The organism is Allorhizobium sp. nf9_anc (assembly GCF_056323085.1).
Window position 1 is genome coordinate 2,805,028 of sequence record NZ_CM150481.1, and the last position, 19,193, is coordinate 2,824,220.

Annotated in this window: 21 protein-coding genes; 10 read left to right on the plus strand and 11 right to left on the minus strand. The window is 62.1% G+C overall.

The genetic code is table 11. The features are described from left to right. Positions 1–79: 79 nt before the first annotated feature. The 3 genes from AC02Y0_RS13755 to AC02Y0_RS13765 are packed head-to-tail and all read left to right on the plus strand — an operon-like array spanning position 80 to position 2,896. Positions 80–1,072, plus strand: coding sequence for an L-threonylcarbamoyladenylate synthase (locus tag AC02Y0_RS13755; protein ID WP_476379458.1), 993 nt, complete (start codon positions 80–82; stop codon positions 1,070–1,072). 5 nt (positions 1,073–1,077) lie between these two features. After that, the gene (locus AC02Y0_RS13760) at positions 1,078–2,505 is read left to right on the plus strand and encodes an FAD-binding oxidoreductase (RefSeq protein WP_476384035.1); all 1,428 of its coding nucleotides are present in this window, start codon (positions 1,078–1,080) and stop codon (positions 2,503–2,505) included. 4 nt (positions 2,506–2,509) lie between these two features. Further along, a complete protein-coding gene (locus AC02Y0_RS13765; protein WP_476379459.1) occupies positions 2,510–2,896 on the plus strand; it encodes a winged helix-turn-helix domain-containing protein in 387 nt (128 codons plus the stop codon). 17 nt (positions 2,897–2,913) lie between these two features. Here the strand turns inward: AC02Y0_RS13765 and modC are convergent, their stop codons facing one another. The 4 genes from modC to AC02Y0_RS13785 all read right to left on the minus strand — a co-directional run bounded on the left by modC (position 2,914) and on the right by AC02Y0_RS13785 (position 7,800). After that, positions 2,914–4,002 carry a molybdenum ABC transporter ATP-binding protein gene (gene modC, locus AC02Y0_RS13770; RefSeq protein WP_476384036.1) on the minus strand — a complete coding sequence of 363 codons (1,089 nt, stop codon included), beginning with the start codon at positions 4,000–4,002 and terminating at the stop codon, positions 2,914–2,916. Further along, on the minus strand, positions 3,999–4,700 hold the full coding sequence (modB, locus tag AC02Y0_RS13775) for a molybdate ABC transporter permease subunit (protein ID WP_476379460.1): 702 nt from the start codon (positions 4,698–4,700) through the stop codon (positions 3,999–4,001). Before modB ends, modC begins: the two co-directional genes overlap by 4 nt. Before the next feature lie 24 nt (positions 4,701–4,724). Continuing rightward, positions 4,725–5,522, minus strand: a complete 798-nt coding sequence (gene modA, locus AC02Y0_RS13780) for a molybdate ABC transporter substrate-binding protein (RefSeq protein ID WP_476379461.1) — start codon at positions 5,520–5,522, stop codon at positions 4,725–4,727. Between the two features lie 94 nt (positions 5,523–5,616). Then, entirely contained in the window at positions 5,617–7,800 is a 2,184-nt protein-coding gene (locus AC02Y0_RS13785; protein ID WP_476379462.1) for a DUF1217 domain-containing protein, read from the minus strand. A 353-nt stretch (positions 7,801–8,153) separates the two neighbouring features. Here AC02Y0_RS13785 and AC02Y0_RS13790 point away from each other — a divergent pair, with 353 nt between their 5' ends. Then, a complete protein-coding gene (locus AC02Y0_RS13790) occupies positions 8,154–8,720 on the plus strand; it encodes a DUF6101 family protein (RefSeq protein WP_476384037.1) in 567 nt (188 codons plus the stop codon). A 133-nt stretch (positions 8,721–8,853) separates the two neighbouring features. Here the strand turns inward: AC02Y0_RS13790 and ubiA are convergent, their stop codons facing one another. Both ubiA and AC02Y0_RS13800 read right to left on the minus strand, forming a co-directional pair. Next, positions 8,854–9,807 carry a 4-hydroxybenzoate octaprenyltransferase gene (gene ubiA / locus AC02Y0_RS13795; RefSeq protein WP_476379463.1) on the minus strand — a complete coding sequence of 318 codons (954 nt, stop codon included), beginning with the start codon at positions 9,805–9,807 and terminating at the stop codon, positions 8,854–8,856. Positions 9,808–9,887: 80 nt separating this feature from the next. Continuing rightward, positions 9,888–10,685 (minus strand): MipA/OmpV family protein, encoded by a 798-nt coding sequence (locus AC02Y0_RS13800; RefSeq protein WP_444557567.1) that lies wholly within the window; start codon positions 10,683–10,685, stop codon positions 9,888–9,890. 305 nt (positions 10,686–10,990) lie between these two features. Between AC02Y0_RS13800 and AC02Y0_RS13805 the strand changes: the two genes are divergently transcribed. From AC02Y0_RS13805 to AC02Y0_RS13815, 3 genes are all read left to right on the plus strand, one after another. After that, positions 10,991–11,878 (plus strand): branched-chain amino acid aminotransferase, encoded by an 888-nt coding sequence (locus AC02Y0_RS13805; protein WP_102019440.1) that lies wholly within the window; start codon positions 10,991–10,993, stop codon positions 11,876–11,878. A 102-nt stretch (positions 11,879–11,980) separates the two neighbouring features. Next, positions 11,981–14,089, plus strand: coding sequence for a S9 family peptidase (locus tag AC02Y0_RS13810; RefSeq protein WP_476379464.1), 2,109 nt, complete (start codon positions 11,981–11,983; stop codon positions 14,087–14,089). Between the two features lie 209 nt (positions 14,090–14,298). Further along, on the plus strand, positions 14,299–14,616 hold the full coding sequence (locus tag AC02Y0_RS13815) for a hypothetical protein (RefSeq protein WP_476379465.1): 318 nt from the start codon (positions 14,299–14,301) through the stop codon (positions 14,614–14,616). A gap of 57 nt (positions 14,617–14,673) precedes the next feature. On the opposite strand, the gene AC02Y0_RS13820 is transcribed toward AC02Y0_RS13815, so the two are convergent. After that, positions 14,674–15,414, minus strand: coding sequence for a cation efflux transmembrane domain-containing protein (locus AC02Y0_RS13820; RefSeq protein ID WP_476379466.1), 741 nt, complete (start codon positions 15,412–15,414; stop codon positions 14,674–14,676). 80 nt (positions 15,415–15,494) lie between these two features. On the opposite strand from AC02Y0_RS13820, the gene AC02Y0_RS13825 reads away from it, so the two are divergent. Beyond that, positions 15,495–15,908 (plus strand): MerR family transcriptional regulator, encoded by a 414-nt coding sequence (locus AC02Y0_RS13825; RefSeq protein ID WP_476379467.1) that lies wholly within the window; start codon positions 15,495–15,497, stop codon positions 15,906–15,908. 44 nt (positions 15,909–15,952) lie between these two features. On the opposite strand, the gene AC02Y0_RS13830 is transcribed toward AC02Y0_RS13825, so the two are convergent. Together AC02Y0_RS13830 and AC02Y0_RS13835 are read right to left on the minus strand one after the other, a co-directional pair. Then, on the minus strand, positions 15,953–16,270 hold the full coding sequence (locus AC02Y0_RS13830; RefSeq protein WP_476379468.1) for an HVO_A0114 family putative DNA-binding protein: 318 nt from the start codon (positions 16,268–16,270) through the stop codon (positions 15,953–15,955). Next, positions 16,254–16,592 (minus strand): toxin-antitoxin system TumE family protein, encoded by a 339-nt coding sequence (locus tag AC02Y0_RS13835; protein WP_476379470.1) that lies wholly within the window; start codon positions 16,590–16,592, stop codon positions 16,254–16,256. Before AC02Y0_RS13835 ends, AC02Y0_RS13830 begins: the two co-directional genes overlap by 17 nt. Before the next feature lie 260 nt (positions 16,593–16,852). On the opposite strand from AC02Y0_RS13835, the gene AC02Y0_RS13840 reads away from it, so the two are divergent. Both AC02Y0_RS13840 and AC02Y0_RS13845 read left to right on the plus strand, forming a co-directional pair. Beyond that, positions 16,853–17,344 carry an N-acetyltransferase family protein gene (locus AC02Y0_RS13840; RefSeq protein ID WP_476379471.1) on the plus strand — a complete coding sequence of 164 codons (492 nt, stop codon included), beginning with the start codon at positions 16,853–16,855 and terminating at the stop codon, positions 17,342–17,344. 31 nt (positions 17,345–17,375) lie between these two features. After that, positions 17,376–17,945 carry a DJ-1/PfpI family protein gene (locus AC02Y0_RS13845; protein ID WP_476379472.1) on the plus strand — a complete coding sequence of 190 codons (570 nt, stop codon included), beginning with the start codon at positions 17,376–17,378 and terminating at the stop codon, positions 17,943–17,945. Positions 17,946–17,959: 14 nt separating this feature from the next. On the opposite strand, the gene AC02Y0_RS13850 is transcribed toward AC02Y0_RS13845, so the two are convergent. Together AC02Y0_RS13850 and AC02Y0_RS13855 are read right to left on the minus strand one after the other, a co-directional pair. Continuing rightward, complete coding sequence (locus AC02Y0_RS13850; RefSeq protein WP_476379473.1) at positions 17,960–18,184, minus strand: hypothetical protein; 225 nt, start codon at positions 18,182–18,184, stop codon at positions 17,960–17,962. A 76-nt stretch (positions 18,185–18,260) separates the two neighbouring features. After that, positions 18,261–19,178: a c-type cytochrome gene (locus tag AC02Y0_RS13855; protein ID WP_476379474.1), complete on the minus strand. Its 918-nt coding sequence runs from the start codon at positions 19,176–19,178 to the stop codon at positions 18,261–18,263. Positions 19,179–19,193: the final 15 nt, after the last annotated feature.

Genomic DNA, 19,193 nt, shown 5'->3' on the forward strand with positions numbered 1-19,193 from the left:
CTTGCGCCGAAAAAGAGGTTTGCCGCCTTGCCCGGCTCGGGATATGGACGGGCAAAGGCAGACTGGAAGGCTCGGAGACATGGCGCGGATCATCCCGATCGCAACAGATACGGACAGAGCGGAGGCGATCGCAGCTGCCACCGACGTGCTGTTGCGCCATCGGCCCGTGGCCATCCCCACAGAGACCGTCTACGGGCTTGCCGCCGACGCCACCCATCCGGCAGCCATCACTTCCATCTACGAGACCAAAGGGCGCCCGCACTTCAACCCGCTGATCTGCCATATGGCGGATCTTGCCATGGCGGAGCGTTATGCCGTGTTCGACCCGATCTCGCGCAAGCTGGCCGAGGCCTTCTGGCCCGGGCCGCTGACGCTGGTGCTTCCGCTGAAAGAGAACTGCGGCATCCACCCGCTGGCCACGGCAGGGCTCGAGACTGTCGGCATTCGCGTACCCGTCGGGTTTACAGCAGAGCTCATCGGCAGCCTGGGGCGCCCACTTGCTGCACCCAGCGCCAACTCATCCGGGCGCATCAGCCCAACCACCGCTCACCATGTCGAGGCCGATCTCGGCGAGAAGATCGAGGTCATCGTCGATGGCGGCCCCTGCCCCGTCGGGGTGGAATCGACGATCGTGAAGGTCGAGGACGGCGAGATCCGGCTTCTGCGACCCGGCGGGATCGAGGCCGAGGCGATCGAAGCGGTAACGGGCAAGACCGTCATCCGGCCCAAGGCGTCCGGCACTGCAGCGATCGAAGCGCCCGGCATGCTCGCCTCGCATTATGCGCCCAACGCTTCGGTGCGACTGAATGCGACAGAGGTGTCGAGCGCGGAAGCCTTGATCGCTTTCGGGTCCGACGACATATCCGGAGCATCGACCGCAACGGCCGTGTTCAACCTCAGCCCCGATGGCGACCTTGCCGAGGCCGCCAGCAATCTCTTCGATTTTCTGAAGCGTGCGGATGCGAGCGGGGCTGCGGGCATTGCCGTGGCACCGATCCCGGACGAGGGCCTGGGCGAAGCGATCAACGACCGGCTGATGCGGGCGGCGGCACCCCGCGGGACCGAGGGATGACTGAGATGACCGTGACCATGAGCCTTGCTGAGCGTCTGCGCGCCTTTGTCGACATCGTCGGCGAGGCCAATGCGCTGACCTCCGCCCATGATATCAAGCCCTATCTGATGGAGAACCGGGGGCTCTATCACGGCGCCTCGCCGCTGGTGCTCAAGCCCGGCTCGACGCACGAGGTTTCAGCCATCCTCAAGCTCGCCTCCGAGACGGGGACGTCGATCGTGCCGGTCAGCGGCCGCACCGGGCTTGTCGGCGGGCAAGTGCCGCGCGAAGACGGACACGACGTGCTGCTCTCGCTGGAGCGAATGAACAAGATCCGGGAAGTCGATCCGGTTGCCGACGTGATCGTCGCCGATGGTGGGGCGATCCTTGCCGATGTGCAGAAGGCGGCCGAGGCGCATGACCGGCTGTTTCCGCTGTCGCTGGGATCCGAAGGCTCGTGCCGGATCGGCGGCAATCTTGCGACCAATGCCGGCGGAACGGCCGTGCTCGCCTATGGCAATATGCGCCAGCTTTGCCTTGGGTTGGAAGTCGTTCTGCCGACGGGCGAGATCTGGGATGGCTTGAGGCGGCTGAAGAAAGACAATAGCGGCTATGACTTGCGCGATCTCTTCATCGGCGCGGAGGGCACGCTTGGCGTGATCACTGGCGCCGTGCTGAAGATGGTGCCGCGTCCGCGCGGGCGGCAGGTGGCCTATGTCGGACTTGCATCGCCGGATGCGGCGCTCGCACTGTTCGAAAAGGCCTCGCAACGCTGCGGATCGGCACTGACCGGCTTCGAGCTTATGCCGCGCATCGGCATCGAATTTACCACGAAGCATATCCCCGGCGTGCGCGATCCGTTGGCCTCCATCCATCCCTGGTATGCGCTGGTCGACATCTCGACCTCGGATTCTGCCGAGGCAGCAGACGCCATGATGCACGAGCTGCTCGCCGAGGCGCACGAGGCTGGACTGGTGTCAGATGCGGCGATCGCCAGTTCGATCGCCCAGCAGGATGCCTTCTGGCACCTGCGCGAAAGCATGTCGGAGGCGCAACGCCCCGAGGGTGGATCGATCAAGCATGACGTCTCCGTGCCGATCTCGCGCATCCCGGCTTTCCTTGCGGAGGCCGACGCTGCGGTGCATGCGCTGATGCCGGATGCCCGCATCTGCGCCTTCGGGCATCTGGGCGATGGCAACATCCATTACAATATCAGCCAGCCCGTCGGCGCCGACAAGGCCGCCTTCATCGCGCGCTGGCGGGAGGTGAATGCCATGGTGCATGCGGTCGTTCACAAACATACCGGCTCGATCTCGGCGGAACACGGTGTCGGGCAATTGAAGCGCGACGAGCTTGCGGCCAGCCGTCCGGCCATCGAAACCGAGCTGATGCACCGCATCAAGCAGGCCTTCGATCCGGCCGGCATCATGAACCCCGGCAAGGTGATCGGCTGATCCGATGACCGGCTCCCCTCGCCTTTCGCTCCGGATCGATCTCGCCAATGGCGCCCGGCTCGGGCCGGGCAAGGCACAGCTTCTGGCGCTGATCGAGGAGCATGGTTCGATCCGGGCCGCGGGTGCCGCGATGGGCATGTCCTATCGGCGGGCCTGGCTTTTGGCCGACGAGATCAACCGCATGTTCCGCGAGCCTTCGATCTTCACCCGGCACGGTGGCAAAAGCGGTGGCGGCGCGGGTTTGACGCCGTTCGGCGAGACGCTGCTCGGCGCCTGCCGACGGATGGATGCGGAGAGCCGCAAGGCGCTCTCGACGGATCTGGACTGGCTCCAGAGTGTCGAGGCCGTGGATTTCGTTGCCGAAGGACGCAAGGTCGAAGACGACGGCTGAAGGGTGGTCAGCCTCGTTCAGCCCAGGGCCCGCCTGAACAGGCCTTCCGAGGCAATCGAGACGGTCTTGAACAGAAGATGTACCGGCTTGCCGGGTGCAAGCGCCAGCTGGCGCAGGGAACGACGCGTGACCTCGGCCACCATCGTCTGGCCCTGGCAGTCGACTGTTATGGTTGCACTTCCGCCCGCCCCATCCCCCACTGCCACAACATGACCCGAGAGGCGATTGAGGGCCGAGAGGCCTTCTCCCGGTTCGGTGGCGACGACGATGTCGGAGACGGGAACGAAGACGCGCACACGGGTGCCCACGGGCAGATGGGTTCGCCGCAGAAGAAGGGGGCCGGCGGGCGAAAGCGCTTCGGTGAGGCCGTCTTCCTCATGGTGACCGGTGATCTCGGCCTCGATGAAATTGCCAGCCGGAAGATCGCCGGAAGCGCGGGCAACAGTCGCCAAGGCCTCGTCGGGTCTGCCGACGGCCTGCGCTTTTCCATCGGCAAAGGTGACCACTGCATTGGCGAGCCGCGCCACCTCCTCAACGGAATGGCTGACATAGAGGATCGGCACGCCGAATTCGTCGCGGATGCGCTCGATATAGGGAAGGATCTGCGCCTTGAGGCCGCTGTCCAGCGCCGACAGCGGCTCGTCCATCAACAGCAGCTTCGGGCTTGCCATCAGGGCACGGCCGAGGGCCACGCGCTGTTTTTCGCCGCCGGAGAGATTTGCCGGGCGGCGGGTGAGCAGGTCGGCGATTCCAAGCAAAGTGGCGATGCGGTCGAGATCCTCGCGACGCTCCGTGCGCGGCAGGAGGCGTTCGCCGTAGCGGAGGTTCTGCAGAACCGTCAGATGCGGAAAGAGACGGCCCTCCTGGAAGACATAGCCGATACGGCGGCGGTGCGGCGGCAGGAAGGTCGAAGCATCACTCCAGACCTCGCCGTTGAAGGTGATACACCCCTCCTCCGGGCGGATCAGGCCGGCGACGATGTTGATCAGCGTCGTCTTGCCAGAACCGGAGGCGCCGAAGAGGGCCGTCAGTCCCTCGCCCAGCGTCAGGTCGGCTGCAAGCGTGAAGTCGCCCTGACGGTGACGGATTGCGAGCTCCAGCATCAGGTGGCTCCCACGCGGGCGGCGATGCGCCGGGAGAGGAATTCGGAGGCAATCAGGGCACCTAGCGAGAGGACGATGGAGATCACCGTCAGGCGCATGGCGGCGAGGTCACCGCCCGGCACCTGGGTATAGGTGTAGATTGCCGAGGCCAGCGTCTGGGTTTCGCCGGGGATGTTGGAAACGAAGGTAATCGTTGCGCCGAACTCGCCCATCGACTTGGCGAAGGCGAGGATCGCGCCGGCCACAATGCCCGGCAGGATGAGCGGCAGGGTTACGGTGAAGAAGACGTAAGCCGGCGGAGCGCCGAGGGTCGCGGCAGCGGCTTCCAGGCGGCGGTCGACGGCATCCATGGACAGGCGGATGGAGCGCACCAGCAGCGGAAAGCCCATGACGGCGGCGGCGAGTGCTGCACCTGTCCAGCGGAAGGAAAAGACGAGGCCGAAGGTTTGTTCGAGGAGGGCGCCGACCGTGCCCCGCCTGCCGAACGTAATCAGCAGCAGGTAACCTGTGACAACGGGCGGCAGAATGAGGGGCAGATGGACGAGGCCGTTCAGAAGCGACTTGCCCCAGAAGTCCTTGCGCGACAGCAGCCAGGCAACGAGAAGCCCCAGCGGCAGCGAGAAGGTGACGGCCACAGCCGCAACCTTCAGGCTGAGCAGCATCGCGGTCCATTCTTCAGCCGTCAGGGTCAAAAGGGGCATCCCGGATGCATGGTCAAGGTGGGTTCAGTTGGTCTTGGCAAGCACGGTAAAGCCGGCGGCGGCGAAGATGGCATGGGCGTCTGCCCCTCGCAAGTAAGCCAGGAAGTCGGCTGCAGCAGGGTTCTTTCCGTCCGTGGTCAGGGCCGCCGGATAGATGATTGCCGGGTGGCTCTGCTCGGGGAAACGGTCGAGGATTTTCACGGATGGGTCGACCCTCGCATCCGTCTCATAGACGATGCCGAGCGGCGCCTCGCCGCGTGAGACGAGCAGCAGGGCGGCCCGGACGTTCTCGGCTTGCGCGACCTTGTCCTTCACGCTTTCCCAGACACCGAGGGTTTCGAGTGCTGCCTTGCCATAGGTCCCGGCGGGGACGGCATCGACATTGGCCATGGCGAGGCGCTCATCACCGAGAAGGGTGGCGAGCGGAAAATTTGGAGCGATGGTCATCGTCAGCACCGAGTCCTTCGGGGCTACGAGCACGATGCGGTTGCTGAGCAGATCGATACGGCTTTCGGTCTTAATGCGGCCAGCCTGATCGAGGTGATCCATCCATTTGTGATCGGCCGAGATAAAGATATCCGCTGGCGCACCCTCTTCGATCTGCTTGGCGAGGGCCGAGCTTCCGGCAAAGGAGAACCTGACATCCGTACCGCCTGCGGCCTTCCAGGCCGTGGCCACTTGCTCGATGCTTTCCTTGAGGCTTGCGGCTGCAAAGACGGTCACAGGGTCTTGCGCGCGGGCGGGTGCTGCAAATGCTGTTGCCGCTGCTACCGCCCATGCCGCAAACAATGCGGCGGTGATTGGCTTGAAAGACCTGACCAAGTTCGCCTCCCATTCGATATATCCCGATGGATATATCGATAGCCAAAAACAAACCCGCCGACAAGAGCCGGCGGGTCGCGTTGAGAGGTCGTGATCAGGCTTTCAGCTGTGCCAGGCTGAAGAGGAGATCGGCAGAGATGCCGGCACTTCCACCGCTCAGGATGGAAAGCGCTGGGCTGTTGGAGGTGGCGTTTTCAGTGTCGTACATGGCGGAATAACGCTGCAGGAAACGCTCCAGCTTGGCCGGATCCTGAAGATCCGACAGTTCCATGTTCTCGCCGATGATGCGCGCCTGCTGGTCGACATCCATGTTGGAGAACTCGTCCGAATAGCCGAAGGTGGTGCGGAAGACCGCCATGAGCGCGTCGTCGGCGATGAGACCGTAGGCATCGGTGATGGTCGGCGCGGTGCGCTGGAAATAGAGCGCCAGGCGGACGGCTTCGTTGCTCTCGCCCTCGGTCTCTTCCAGTGTCTGGCGCAGATACTTGTTGACCGTCTCCATGGTCTCGCCGCGCTGCTGAATCGTGCCCATGGTCTGGCGGGTCAGATTGCCGCTCGCATCGAAATTGAAGGAGGCGACGAGCTCGGCCCAGCGATTGTCGGTCTGCTGGTTGACGAAGCTCTTGCGGTCGGACAGATCGGAAGCGAAGGCCTGCTTGAGGAAGTCGTCGGTCACCTCTTCGGGATCGAGACCGAAGGCGCCAATGACCACGTCGAGCACTTCGCGATCCGCGAGCAGCTCGGACACGGTGTCGATCGACTGGATCTTCTCCTGGTAATTCTCTGCCTTCTTGGTCGCGGCTTCCTGTGTCGAAGTCTTCTCGGTGCCTTCGAGGAAGCGAACCTCGTTGATCACATATTGCTTGGCGATCATCGTCGCGGTCAGCGTATTGTGGGGCGCCAGCGGCACCGCGGCATTGCCTTCGCTGTCGAAGTTGAACAGCTTCGACATCTCGATCAGACGGCTGTCCTTCGATTTGTTGGCATAGCTATTCGGGTCGGTGAAATCGCTGGTCAGCGCCTGCTTCAGCTCACGAACCGAGAACTCGTTGGCCTCGAAGCCGAAAGTGCGCTGCAGGACAAGACGCATGGTCGTGTCGGCGAGCAGCGCATCGACGTTTTCGACCTCGGCGATATTGGTCTTGAAGAGTTCGGTCAGGGCGTCTTTGCGCTCGAGATCGGCGTCGTCATAGAAAGTGGCAAAGCCCGAATTGGTCGATGCGAGCTGCGTCGAGCCCTGAGCCGTCATGCCTGAGTCGACCGTGCCGTCGCTCGCAAAGTTGAACTTGCCTGCTATGGCGACCCAGGCATCGCCACCATTGGTGGCGGCATAGTTGGCCGGATCGGAGGTGTCGCTCGTGACGATCAGCTTGAAGGTCGAGGCACCCATGGAGCCGAGTTCGAAAGCCGTCTTGACGTAGTTGAACAGGCGCGTGTCTGCGGTCAGCTCATCGACCGAAGTGATGGTCGAGATCTTCTGCTCGTAATAGGCGCGCTCGCGCTGACGATAGTAGTCGGTGACGTAGATCTGCTCTTCCTCGACATAGAGCGAGACGATCGCTTCCTTCTGCGCCGCCGTCTGGGCGGTCGTGCCTGACAGGGTGCCGTCGGTATTGAAGCTGAAGGCCTGGGCGAGCTTGAGGAAGCTCGAGGCATTGGCCGCGCCGTTCGCGACCATCTGATTGACGTAGCTGTCCGGATCCGAGGTGTCGCTGGTCAGGATCTGGGTGAGGTGGTCCTTGGTGTAATAGGTTCCGTCGATCCCATAGGCATCGAGCGCGAAGGTCATCAGGCGGCTGTTGTTGACCAGACCGCTGACATTGGTGACCTTGTCGATCATCGTCTCGTAATAGAAGGCCTCGGCCTCAAGCGTGTCGCCCTGGGCGGTCAGCGAGGCCTCGTATTTCTGGAGCATCTCTGCCTGTTGTGCGTCGGTCTGCAGATCGGTCTTTTCCGCCGAGAACTGGAAGGAGGCGGCGAAGTTGCGGTAGCGCTCGTCAGTCAGCTGATTGGCGAAGCTGGCATCATCCGAAAGGTCGCTTTCCAGCACCTTCTTCATGAAGGCCTTGGCATAGGTCATCTCTTCGAGACCATGGGCCTTCATCGCATAGGAATAGAGCTGGTAGTCGTCGAGGAATTCCTCGAGCGTCGTGACCTTGCTGATGTTTTCCTTGAAATACTCCGTCTGGCGCGCAACCACAGGGTCGGACTCAGTGCGATTGAGACTCGCCTTGATGTCACGATTGACGAGATTATAGCTCAGATAGGTCGAAACCATCAGATTTCCCTGCAGGACGGAACGCGCGCGAATCACAGTATGACGCGAAATCCTTGCCTCAAGCTTTATGAAATCATGAAGAAGCAAAGGGTCGGTCTGGCGCTCGAACGGTGCCTTCGGCCCTCGTCAGCCCTTGATCGTTTCGGGATGAAACAGACCCCCTGCATATTTCACCATTTTGAAACCGTGACCGGTACGACAAAACTAACCATTTGACCGCGCAAGGTTTTCTTTACCGCATCTTTTAAGCTGTCTCCAACAGCGGCTGGCTATGTTCCAACCCACAGAGGACGAAAAGTCCCGAACAGACGAGCACATGACGCGCTCTCGGGTAAAACAAGGGTAGCATGAAGATGACGAACACCGTTTTGAAGCCAGCATGGGCCGGCGCCACTCTGCGTCTGGATCCGTCGCGGTTCCCCCAGCAGGTTACTTACGCATTGCGCGGTGCGCTGGGCGACGTCACGATCACGATTGACGAGCGCGGCGCCGTTCTGCGCAAGATCCTTCCCGGCAGCGGACTGCCGCTTTCCTTCGCTCTTCCGGCCCGCGCCTTCAAGGGCGTTGCGGCGCGTGCCATCGACCACGGCGACGGCGAAGTCACCGTGACACTGGAACTGCATCACGAGGACCCGGATCTCTGCATTCCACTGCTCGTCGCCCACGATCTCTGCGATATCGCCGCCGACTGGCGCGGCTGGGCTGATGCCTTCCGGATCCCCATGCTGATGGTGGAAGCCGATGGCGTTGCCCGCCCGCTCGAAGAGCATCTTGGCGATGTTCGCACCAAGGAGACGCAGCCGCGTCGCCGCCATTCCTATTTCGCAGAGCGCCGTCCGCGCTTCCTGGTTCGCCGCACGACCGGCAAGCTGGGTGTAACCATGAAGATTTCCGGAAAGGAAATCATCGCAAGAAACTGATCCTGTCCCAGGACTGGACATGCAAGAGGCCCGGAAGGCGACTTCCGGGCCTCTGCTTTTGAGGGTCTTTTGCCGACAGACGTGCCGAAATGACACGAGCGGACAAAGCTTATTAGCGCGACCTGAAGAGAGGTCAAGCGAACGGGATGGCCGCGACAAGCCCGAGAAAAATAATCAGGCCGACGCGATTGTTCGACTTGAAGAGCGCCAAGCACTGGGCGCCGTCGTCGATATCCAGCACCTTGATCTGCCAGGCAAAGAGGGCAGCTGCCACAAGCAGGCCTGCAATCGCGGGCCAGGCGGCACCGCCGACAATGACCGCGGACACCAGCAAAACCAGCGTTAGGCCGTAGAGACCCGTGAGCCAGATCTTGGTGTCGCGGTCGAAGAGCCGTGCCGTCGATCGTACGCCGACCAATGCGTCATCCTCGCGGTCCTGATGGGCGTAGATCGTGTCGTAACCGATCGTCCAGGCGACAGCGCCCATATAGACAAGGATGGCGGCCAGCGAGAGATTGCCGTGCAGTCCGGCCCAGCCCATCAGGCCACCCCAGGAAAAGGCAAGGCCCAGGAAGAATTGCGGCCAGTCGGTGAAGCGCTTGGCGAAGGGATAGATCGCGACGATGGCCAGCGACAGGATCCCGAGCACGATCGAGAAACCGTTGAAGCAGAGCAGCACGGCAAGCCCGACCAGCGACTGCACCACCATGAAGATCTTGGCATTGCGACGCGAGATGCGGCCTGACGGCAGCGGGCGGGACCGCGTGCGGGCCACCAGGTTGTCGATGTCGTGGTCGACGAGGTCGTTATAGGTGCAGCCGGCGCCGCGCATGGCGACCGCGCCGACGAAAAACAGGAAAAGGTGGAAGGCAAAGAGCGCGAGGTTCAGACGGCCTTCAGCCGTGAGCGCATTGGCCGCGAGTGCCGAGGACCAGAAGCAGGGCCACATCAGAAGCTGCCAGCCGATCGGACGATCCCAGCGCGCGAGCTGGGCATGCGGCCAGAGCCATCGCGGCAGAATGCGATAGACGAAATTGTCGGAGGGCGCGTCGATGACGCGGTCGATGTTTTGATCGGCGGTGCTCATGCCCCTTTTGATAGAGCATGGGCGGGGCCAAGAAAACTGCCCCCTGCCCTCCCGCCTCGAAAATCGGCTGCGGCCTATCGTCAGTCGAAGCTGACGCCGAACTTGTAGCTGGCGGAGACGCCGAACATCAGCTGGTTCTTGGAGCCGCGCTCTTCGACGAGGCTCGAATCGGCAGCCGGGCCTGAGAGGCGCTTGTATTCGGTAAAGGCGCTCATCGAGATCTTGTCGGTGGCGTCCCAGGTGATCGCACCGCCGGCGCCGTAGGAGGTGATGCCGCCATCGGGATCATATTGGCTGAGGCCAGAGGCAGCGGATTCCGCAGCGTTCACCCCGTAGTAGGCGTCCGTATAGCCGCTCGTGGCAAAGGTCATGCGCGGGCCGGCAGAGACGCGCAGATTGGGGGCGATATCGGTGAAGGCATCGACCGCGATATCGGCAACAAGGCCATCATGGGCGCGGATGCCCTGGCGCAATTCGCCACGGGCGCGCATCCAGTCGGTGACATAGACATCGACGAAGCCGCCGAGCTCGCCGCCCCATTTGACTTCGGAGAGGCCGCGCAGGGCGTCGTCGGTGCCATCGTCGCGGCCAGGCACGAACTTGCCGACAACACCGGCGCGGAGCACGTCCGTGTCGTAGATCGCAAAGCTCGGATTGTCGTTGCGCGAGGAGAAGCGCGGCGCGCCGCCGCGACCGACCGAGATGATCGGCGAGAAGAAGAATTTGTTGTCCTTGGCGCCTTCGAAGGTCGGGGCCGAGATGCCGGCGCCACCGAGCGTCACATACCAGTTGCCGGAGAAGAAGCCTTCCGCGTGTACTGGCGAAGATATAACCGCAGTCGACGCGGCAAGAAGGGCGACGAGACGCACCTTGTTCATGATGACCCCCAAGAAAACGCAGAACACATGACCCGCAGATCACGACTTCATCTTCGTTCAATATTTCAGAAATGCGTTACGGGAACTTTAACCACGTCGCCGCCTCCCCCGCCGATAAAAGACAGGCGACATCATCAGCCGCTTTGATCGGTCCATCAGGCAAGTTTCTGGATTTACGTCGAAATCGGGATTTTTCCGGCCTGCGGACCCTCTTGTCTGCGGATTCGTGTTTCCATGGCGTGTTTCGCCTTGACCTCGCCGCCGGCTGCGACTTTGCTGCAAAGCAACGAGAACAGGAGACCATCATGGCCGTCGACACATCTGCCCGCACACCCACCTTCACCTATGTCGATGGAGACTGGTTTACCGGCAATCCGCCGCTGATCGGCCCCGTGTCGCATGCGATGTGGCTGGGCTCGACGGTGTTCGACGGGGCGCGCTGGTTCGACGGCATCGCGCCTGATCTCGACCTGCATTGCCAGCGCGTCAACCGCTCGGCCGAGAACATGGGCATGAAGGCGGTGATGGCTGCCGAGGAGATCGAGCGCCTCGCCTGGGAGGGCATCGCCAAGTTCGACGGCAAGACGGCGATCTATATCAAGCCGATGTATTGGGCCGAACACGGCCAGATGGGCTCGGTCGTCGCGGCCGATCCGGAGTCGACCCGGTTTGCGCTCTGCCTCTTCGAAGCGCCGATGCACACCGCCAAGCCTTCCTCGCTGACGCTATCACCCTTCCGCCGGCCGACCCCCGAATGCGCCATGACCGATGCGAAGACCGGCAGCCTCTATCCGAATTCCGGCCGCATGATCATCGACGCGCGCAAACGCGGCTTCGACAATGCGCTGGTGCGCGACATGAATGGAAACGTGGTCGAGACCGCCTCCTCCAACGTCTTCATGGTGAAGGACGGCGTTGTCTACACGCCCGCTGCCAACCGCACCTTCCTCGCCGGCATCACCCGCGCCCGCGTCATGGGGCTGCTGCGCGAGGCGGGCTTCGAGGTGCGCGAGGCAACCCTTTCGGTCGAAGACTTCATGAATGCCGACGAGATCTTCCAGACCGGCAATTATTCCAAGGTGGTGCCGGTGACGCGGCTCGACGACGCGCAGTTCCAGGAAGGGCCCGTCACCCGCAAGGCGCTGGACCTTTACATGGACTGGGCAAAGTCGACGGCCGGCACGGACGGCTGATCGGCACGCGCCGACCTTCGCCCCTCTGGGCCGCTTGATCGCGGCCCCTCGCCTCTCTATCTCTCGCTAAGCTGAATGTTTCCATTCCCGGAAGGATGTCCCTTGTCCGTCTTCAAGAACCTGCCCTCCCCGCCCGTCGTCGCCCAGAAGCCCGTCTCCGACACCCGCCACGGGATCACCCGCACGGACGACTATGCCTGGCTACGCGCCGACAACTGGCAGGCGATGTTCAAGGATACGTCGATCCTCGATCCGGAAATCCGCTCATACCTGGAAGCCGAGAACGGATATATGGAAGCGGCGATGGCCGACACCAAAGCGCTGCAGGGCCAGCTCTTTGCCGAGATGAAGGGACGCATCAAGGAGGACGATTCATCGATCCCGATGAAGGATGGGCCGTTTGCCTATGGCTCGGCCTTCGTCACCGGTGGCGAGCAGCCGCGCTATTTCCGGATTCCGCGCGACGGCAGCCCGAAGGACGAGACGATCCGCGACCTGCTGCTCGACGGCGACAAGGAGGCTGTCGGCAAGGATTACTTCCGTCTGTCGGGCATCGACCATACGAGCGACCACGCTTTCGGCATCTGGGGCTATGACGACAAGGGCTCGGAATATTACACGCTGCGCATTCGCGATCTCGCCACCAAGCAGGATCTCGACGACGTGCTGGAAAACACCGCCGGCGGTGGCGTCTGGGCGCCCGACGGCAAGAGCTTCTTCTATACCCTGCAGGACGAGAACCACCGTCCGTCCAAGGTCTTCCACCACATCGTGGGTCAGCCGCAATCCTCCGACCGCCTGGTCTATGAGGAGAAGGATCCCGGCTTCTTCATGGGCGTCGGCGGTTCGCTGCTCGACGACTTCATCTATATCGACATCCACGACCACGAGACCTCGGAATATCGCCTGCTTTCGACCAAGGACCTGACGGCTGAACCTGTTCTGGTCGCTGAGCGCGAGGAAGGCGTCGAGTATTCGATGACCGAAGGCGGCGATGTCTTCTACATCCTGACCAATGCCGACGGTGCCAAGGACTTCAAGATCGTCGAGGCGCCGGTAACGGCTCCTGGCAGGGAGAACTGGAAAGAGGTCGTGCCGCACGAGCCGGGCCGTCTGATCCTCAACCACATGGCCTTTGCCCGCCATCTCGTCTGGCTGGAGCGCCGCGAGGGGCTGCCGGTCATCATGATCCGCGACCGCAAGTCGGGCCAGGAGCATTCGATCGCCTTTGCCGAGGAAGCCTATTCGCTGGGCTTGCAGGGCGCTGCCGAATACGAGACCGATGTCATCCGCTTCTCCTATTCGTCGATGACAACGCCTTCCCAGCTCTTCGACTACAACATGGCGACGCGCGAGCGCACGCTTCTGAAGACCCAGGAAGTGCCGTCCGGTCACAAGCCGGAGGACTATATCACCCGCCGGGTGTTTGCCGAGGCGCATGACGGCGAAAAGGTGCCGGTCACCCTGCTCTATCGTCGCGACACCAAGCTCGACGGCTCCGCGCCCTGCCTCCTCTACGGCTACGGCGCCTATGGCATGACCATTCCCGCCGGCTTCAACACCAATTGCCTCTCCCTGGTGGACCGGGGCTTCGTCTATGCCATCGCCCATATTCGCGGCGGCAAGGACAAGGGCTTTTCCTGGTATGAAGACGGCAAGATGGAAAAGAAGGTCAACACCTTCAAGGACTTCATCTCGGCTGCCGACCACCTGGTGAAGGAGCAGTTCACCTCCTACGACCGGATCATCGCCGAAGGCGGCTCAGCAGGCGGCATGCTGATGGGGGCGGTTGCCAATATGGCGCCGGAGAAGTTTGCCGGCATCATCGCCGCTGTGCCCTTCGTCGATGTCTTGAACACCATGCTCGACGACACGCTGCCGCTCACCCCGCCGGAATGGCCGGAATGGGGCAACCCGATCGAGTCGGAAGAGGAATATCGCTGGATCGCGGCCTATAGCCCCTACGACAACGTCGAGAAAAAAGCCTATCCGCCGATCATCGCGCTGTCCGGCCTCACCGACCCGCGCGTCACCTATTGGGAGCCGACCAAGTGGATCGCGCGGCTGCGCGCCACGGCCCCGGAGGCCGGCCCGTTCCTGCTCAAAACCAACATGGCGGCCGGCCATGGTGGCAAGTCGGGCCGTTTCCAGCGACTGGAAGAGATCGCGTTCGAATATGCCTATGCGATCAAGGTGGCGGGGAAGATGTGAGGCGGTGACGTTGATCACATTCTCCAAGCAATAACGGGTGTGTTTTGGGCATTGCTTCGGCAATGATGGCTGAAGATCATGATTCGGCGCGCGTACTTTCACTCGGGCCGTTTCGCAAGGGCCAATCGTCATGACGCAATGCGGGACGCAAGCTTCGCGCAAGGTTGAAAGGTTAACAAAAGGTTAATTCTTCAACCGAGGTGTCCGCCATGAGGATTGAAAGCGGCCTAAGCGGCTACTCCTACCAAAGCCGATACGTGCCGAACACGGCAGGCGCGGAGGATGTCGCCCCCGAAACGTCCAATACCAGCGCGCCCCGCGCGAGCGGTGCCAGCACTTTCTCCAGCACCCTCCTGTCGAACCAGCTCGCCTCGGCACTGTGGACCGTGGAAGGATCGCGCAAGGCTGCGGTCGAGATCAGCGCAAACCAGAACCGCAGCCGGCTTGAAGACACCTCGCGCATTCAGGCGGTCGAGGCGGCTTACCGGGAATACGAAATATCCCCTTCGGCCTATCAGGAATTCTGATCTGACGATGTGGTCAAGAAGGCCGGCCGGCATGATGCCAGGCCGGCCTTCTTGCGTTCAGCCTTCAGTTTTCAGGCCATGCCTGTGATCTGAAGCCTCTTCGTGAGCGTGGGCGTGGCCCTCGTGATCATGTCCATGGCTCGTCTCGCCGGCACCGCAGCAGGACGAGGACAGTGTGACCGGCTCACCGGCCCGCCATTCGGCAAGGCTCTGCGAGAGGATCTGGACCGAGGAGCTGAGGAACAGGCCCGCCATGATGCCGGCGACGATCAGGTCGGGCCAGGCGGTGGCTGTGCCCCAGACACCGACGGCGGCAATCATGACGATGACATTGCCGATCGCATCATTGCGCGAGCAGAGCCAGACGGAGCGTACGTTCGCATCGCCGTCCTTGTAGGACATCAGCAAGAGCACGCTTGCGACATTGGCCGCGAGCGCCAGGAAGCCGATCACTCCCATGACAGGCGCTTCAGGGACGCCGCCCTGAAAGACACGCCAGATGGTGGAGCCGAAGACCCAGAACCCCATCAGGAAGAGGCTGACGCCCTTGGCGGCGGCAGCCATGCTGCGGGTTTTCAAGGACGCGCCGATGACGGCGAGCGAAATGCCATAGGTCACGGCATCGGCGAAGAAATCCAGCGCATCGGCCTGCAGCGCCTGGGAACGGGCGAGCTGTCCCGCCGTCATCTCGACGGCGAACATTCCGGCATTGATGGCGATCACCATCCACAGACGGCGTTTGTAGGTCTCCGACATACCGTCGAAAGGGGCGTGGGCATGGCCGCAAGAGGCACTCATTCTATCGATCCTTCAGGTCTTGATGTGGTCACGCATCAATCTTAGGATCTCTAGTGACTAGAGGTTCAAGAGGTTTTTTCATGTATTCGATTGGAGACTTGTCGCGGCGTGCCGGGGTGAAAGTCCCAACCATCCGCTATTATGAGCAAATGGGGCTGATCTCGGCGCCGGACCGCACCGAAGGCAATCAGCGGCGCTACGAGAAGGGGGAGCTCGATCGGCTGACGTTCATCCGCCATGCGCGGGATCTCGGTTTCCCGATCGACGCGATCCGGGAGCTGCTGACGCTCAGCCGGCATCCGGAGGAGCCCTGCGAGCGGGCGGATCATATCGCGCGGGAACAGCTCGACGATGTCAGGGAAAAGATCACGCGGCTGAAGAAGCTGGAAGCGGAGCTTGCGCGTATCGTCTCGCATGGCGAATGCCATACGGTTGGCGATTGTTATGTGATCCGGGCGCTGTCGGATCACGGGTTGTGCGAGCAGGAGCATTGAGGGGAACGCCTGGGGCGCTGCATATCGCGCCCTGATCGGTGGGTTCACGCCGCAGATCGGATTTCGAAGTCGAAGTGGATCCGGTCATACGGAAAGACAACGCCACCCTCCGCCTTGTCGATCACGCCGCTTTTTACGAGGGTGTCGATATCGGCATGGACGGCTTTGAAGTCTCGACCGACGCGGCGAGCGACTTCGCGCATGGCCAAGGGCCCCTGCCCCGTCAAGACCCTGACGATCTCCAGCCGCTTGGGGGTCAGCACTCGGTGCATGGTTTCCCAGGACGGAAAGCTCAGACTGAACTCCCCGTTGAGTGGCATTTGCCCGGTAGAGGCCTTCATTGCGTCAGCGACTGCCGCCATCGTCTGATCCAGGCTTTCGATTTTCACCTTCAAGGTTGCCATCCAACCATCCTTCCACATCCGCAAGAAAGTCTGCAATCAGCGTTTCGATCCCGGAAAACACATAGGGTGCCTCGGTCGCTCCTAAGTGCCGATGGTCACCCTTGCCGGCCTCATTGTCATATCTGAGAACACACTCGCCGCTCGAGACAAGCGCCAGGCTGTATTTGAATGCATGCAGGCTTCCACGGACAGCAACCGGAACATGCCAGATCAGGACCTCGACGAAGACCTCGTCTCGCACGAAACTGCGCATCCTACGGATCAACGTCGCCTTGGCCATCTTCGTCTCGCGCGATCTGATGGAGCATACTCCATCACGCCTCGGCCGGAAAGATCCCCCGTTGACAATCGATTCAATTCGGCGCATCACAGCCGCCATGATCGACATTCGCGCAAACATCACCTGCACGTATTTTTGGGCCTACCGGTAAACGGCGGCCTGACAAGATCACATTGTCAACAGGCCGCCGTCAGGCGGCCTTGTTGTTTTCCGGACGACTTTCCCCCTGACGGCACGAAATGAGACCAAGGGAAAGTGACATGACCGAAGATACAGACCTGACCCTCCCCCGCCCGCCGATCGTGGCCATTCGCCACGCCAAGTCGCGCGACCTGCCAGAACTCAACGCGATGATCCTGGCGCTCGCCCAGCACCACGGCGATGCCTCGGCCATGACGCCTGAAGTGCTGGAGCGCGACCTGTTCGGGCCGATGCCCTGGATCCAGGCGCTGGTTGCCGACAGTGGCGAAGAAGGCCTGATCGGCTACGCCATCCTCGTACCGCTCTACAAGGCACAGGAAGGCAAGCGTGGCATGGAACTGCATCATCTCTTCGTGCGTGACGGCCAGCGCGGCAACGGCATCGGCCAGCATCTCGTCGACCGCGCCAAGCAGATTGCGCGTGCCTCGGGCTGTGACTTCCTCTCGGTCTCCGCCGCCACCGGCAATTTCGCCGCCCATCGCTTCTATGAGAACATGGACTTCATTCCGCGGCCGGTGACCGGCATGCGTTACCTGCAGGCACTCAGCTGAGCCGTAACTGACAGACGCGAGGAGAGTGATCATGGCCCGCATCGTGATTGCCCTTCAGAACGATTATGCCGACTGGGAGCCTGCGCTCCTGATGGCGGCCACGCGATACTGGCTCGACTGCGAGGTCGTGACGGCGAGCCCGGATGGGCGGCCCGTGATCTCCATGGGTGGATTGAAGGTGACGCCCGACATCGGCTTTGACGCGATCGATGCCGAACAGTTCGACGCGCTGATCATTCCGGGCGGCTATGCCTGGGAAAAGGGTGTGGCGTTTGACTTCACGGCACTTGCGACTGCGTTTCGTGACAAGGGCAAGGTGCTGGGCGGGATTTGTGCGGCCGCCAGCGCACTGGGCGCGACTGGCGTGCTGGATGGTGTGGCGCATACCGGAAATTCCCTCGCCTCGCACAAGAAGTATCCAGGCTATCGCGGAGAGGCCCGTTACATCGATCAGCCGCAGGCAGTCGGCGATCGGAAGATCGTCACGGCAGCGGGCTCGTCGCCGGACACATTCACGATCGAGGTGCTGAAGGCGCTGGATCTCTATGGGCCAGAGGCCGAGGCGGAGCTAGCAGCCTTTGCCGCCGAACATCGTCGCTGAATAAACGCCCCGCGTCAGTGCTTGACGGGCGGGTTTTCCGACCACTTCTGCAGTGTCGTCTTGATCAGGATCAGGGCTGCCTGCTGGGCGTGATCTCGCTCACGCGGATCGACGATGGCCGAGAGGCGTTTTTCGAAGGCGCCGACGGTCTCATGCACCCATCGATGCAGAGCAGGATCGGGATAGTTGTCGAGCAGGGACCGGAGCGCATACTCCATCCGCCGGCGTTCAATGCTCATATCCCCTCCACAGTCTTTTCGACGATAGAAGGATGACAGGCAAGGCTTGCGCGATGCTGAACAGAATCGTGAGAGGTTACTGCACGGCGGGTATGGCCTTGAGATAGGCGGCAATCGCTTCGCGGTCAGCGGCAGTCAGCTCCGCCATGTTCTTCTGGACCTCGACCATGGAGCCGCCGACGCTGTCGTAATCGGGCGTGAAGCCACTCTCCAGATAGGTGACGATATCGCCTTCGCTCCAGGAACCCATGCTTTTCGAACCGGGCGTGATGTTCGGGATCGAGCCCTCACCTTCCGGATTGGGACCACCAGCAAGCCACTGCTCGGACAGGAAGCCGCCAAGCGCATTGCGCGGCGTGTGACATTCACCGCAATGACCGGGGCCTTCCACGAGATACTGGCCACGCTTGACCATGTCGGATGCATCGGCCAGCTCGACGCGCGGGGCATCGGTAAAGAACAGGAACTTCCAGCCACCGAGAACGACCCGCTGGTTAAAGGGGAAGCCGAGCTCATGCGGCGCGGCGACGGCATCGCTCGCGGGCAACGTCTTCATGAAGCCGTAGAGATCGTTGATGTCTTTGGGCGTCATGCGCACATAGGAGCCGTAGGGGAAGGACGGGTAGAGATGTTCGCCCTCGCGGCCCACACCACGGGTCATCGCATCGCCGAATTCGGCGAGCGTCCAAGCGCCGATGCCGGCCTCCGGATGACTGGAAATGTTAGGCGCATGGAAGGTACCGAAATCGCTCTTCAACGGCGCACCGCCGGACAGGATGAGCCGCGCATCGCCGGTCGCACCGGCCGGGGCATGGCAGCTTGTGCAGCCACCGGCGAAAAAGACCTCCCGACCATGGGCGAGATCAGGTTCGCCGAGATTGGCCCAGACGGCAACATCCTGACGATCGGGCGCTGTAATCAGCAGGAACGCGCCGAAACCGGCAACGCCGAGCGCGGCCAGCGTGCCCAATCCCTTGACCAAAGTCGATGCCATCGCGGCCTCCATCGT

What these genes read in the sequence shown, in the direction of transcription:
- AC02Y0_RS13755 (WP_476379458.1), top strand. Translation starts at nt 80, where the DNA reads ATGGCGCGGATCATCCCGATCGCAACAGATACGGACAGAGCGGAGGCG.
- AC02Y0_RS13760 (WP_476384035.1), top strand. Translation starts at nt 1,078, where the DNA reads ATGACCGTGACCATGAGCCTTGCTGAGCGTCTGCGCGCCTTTGTCGAC.
- AC02Y0_RS13765 (WP_476379459.1), top strand. Translation starts at nt 2,510, where the DNA reads ATGACCGGCTCCCCTCGCCTTTCGCTCCGGATCGATCTCGCCAATGGC.
- modB (WP_476379460.1), bottom strand. Translation starts at nt 4,700, where the DNA reads ATGCCCCTTTTGACCCTGACGGCTGAAGAATGGACCGCGATGCTGCTC.
- AC02Y0_RS13785 (WP_476379462.1), bottom strand. Translation starts at nt 7,800, where the DNA reads ATGGTTTCGACCTATCTGAGCTATAATCTCGTCAATCGTGACATCAAG.
- AC02Y0_RS13790 (WP_476384037.1), top strand. Translation starts at nt 8,154, where the DNA reads ATGACGAACACCGTTTTGAAGCCAGCATGGGCCGGCGCCACTCTGCGT.
- ubiA (WP_476379463.1), bottom strand. Translation starts at nt 9,807, where the DNA reads ATGAGCACCGCCGATCAAAACATCGACCGCGTCATCGACGCGCCCTCC.
- AC02Y0_RS13800 (WP_444557567.1), bottom strand. Translation starts at nt 10,685, where the DNA reads ATGAACAAGGTGCGTCTCGTCGCCCTTCTTGCCGCGTCGACTGCGGTT.
- AC02Y0_RS13805 (WP_102019440.1), top strand. Translation starts at nt 10,991, where the DNA reads ATGGCCGTCGACACATCTGCCCGCACACCCACCTTCACCTATGTCGAT.
- AC02Y0_RS13815 (WP_476379465.1), top strand. Translation starts at nt 14,299, where the DNA reads ATGAGGATTGAAAGCGGCCTAAGCGGCTACTCCTACCAAAGCCGATAC.
- AC02Y0_RS13820 (WP_476379466.1), bottom strand. Translation starts at nt 15,414, where the DNA reads ATGAGTGCCTCTTGCGGCCATGCCCACGCCCCTTTCGACGGTATGTCG.
- AC02Y0_RS13825 (WP_476379467.1), top strand. Translation starts at nt 15,495, where the DNA reads ATGTATTCGATTGGAGACTTGTCGCGGCGTGCCGGGGTGAAAGTCCCA.
- AC02Y0_RS13830 (WP_476379468.1), bottom strand. Translation starts at nt 16,270, where the DNA reads ATGGCGGCAGTCGCTGACGCAATGAAGGCCTCTACCGGGCAAATGCCA.
- AC02Y0_RS13835 (WP_476379470.1), bottom strand. Translation starts at nt 16,592, where the DNA reads ATGGCCAAGGCGACGTTGATCCGTAGGATGCGCAGTTTCGTGCGAGAC.
- AC02Y0_RS13840 (WP_476379471.1), top strand. Translation starts at nt 16,853, where the DNA reads ATGACCGAAGATACAGACCTGACCCTCCCCCGCCCGCCGATCGTGGCC.
- AC02Y0_RS13845 (WP_476379472.1), top strand. Translation starts at nt 17,376, where the DNA reads ATGGCCCGCATCGTGATTGCCCTTCAGAACGATTATGCCGACTGGGAG.
- AC02Y0_RS13850 (WP_476379473.1), bottom strand. Translation starts at nt 18,184, where the DNA reads ATGAGCATTGAACGCCGGCGGATGGAGTATGCGCTCCGGTCCCTGCTC.
- AC02Y0_RS13855 (WP_476379474.1), bottom strand. Translation starts at nt 19,178, where the DNA reads ATGGCATCGACTTTGGTCAAGGGATTGGGCACGCTGGCCGCGCTCGGC.